This window comes from Phaeobacter sp. B1627, assembly GCF_006265095.1.
GTDB lineage: Bacteria > Pseudomonadota > Alphaproteobacteria > Rhodobacterales > Rhodobacteraceae > Epibacterium.
Genome location: NZ_VCNK01000115.1, coordinates 1 through 763 on the forward strand (window position 1 = coordinate 1; position 763 = coordinate 763).

General features: G+C 59.1%; 1 protein-coding gene. It reads left to right on the forward strand.

All coding sequences use genetic code 11. The features are described 5' to 3' along the window. Positions 1-711, forward strand: a 711-nt coding sequence (locus FGE21_RS19910) for an SOS response-associated peptidase (RefSeq protein WP_255731682.1), incomplete at its 5' end; no start/stop codon positions are given. Positions 712-763: the final 52 nt, after the last annotated feature.

Below are 763 nucleotides of genomic sequence, written 5' to 3' on the forward strand. Positions count from 1 at the left end.
CAAACTGATGAACTTTTCATGGTGCGCTTTCGTATTGGGGGCGACAGCAGGAGCATGGCATGTGACACTTGCCAGGCAGGAGGAGGCCTCATGTGCGGACGTTTTGTTGACCCGAACTTGCGCGGGACCGAGCTGGATTTCTCAGAGCTGAAAATCGACCCGATCCCGCGACGTTTCAACGTCAAGCCGACAGATCCGGCGCTTATCCTCACCGCTGGGCCGCAAAAGGCGCTCTGGGCACGGTGGGGGCTGATCCCCTCCTGGTTCAAGGGCAGTGACCCGCGCGAATGGAAGGCCACTACCTTCAACGCACGGATCGAAGAGGCAAAAGACAAGCCGACCTATGGCGCCGCTTGGCGCCGCGGGCGGTGTCTGATCCCGGTTGGCGGTTTCTATGAATGGAGCGGGCCGAAGGCTCATCGGCAGCCGTATTTCTTTGCTTCGCCAGGCAACGAGGCCAATCTCTACTTCGCGGGACTGATTTCGGTCTGGAATGATATGTCCACCTGTACAATCATGACGCGGGCCGCCAACGCGGCGATGTCAGGCTTGCACCACAGGATGCCGGTTGTTCTTGACCCTTCGGAACGCGAGGCCTGGATGAGCGGAAGCATGGACACGAATCTCGGCGCAAGCGCTGTTTTGCACAACCATCCGGTTAGGCGGTTTCGCGCAGCAGATGATGGGCCGGAGCTTATTGAGAGGGAGTGAGAGAGGGACACGTGAACTCGTGGCACCTGCAAGGCTATTAACACGACAGGGC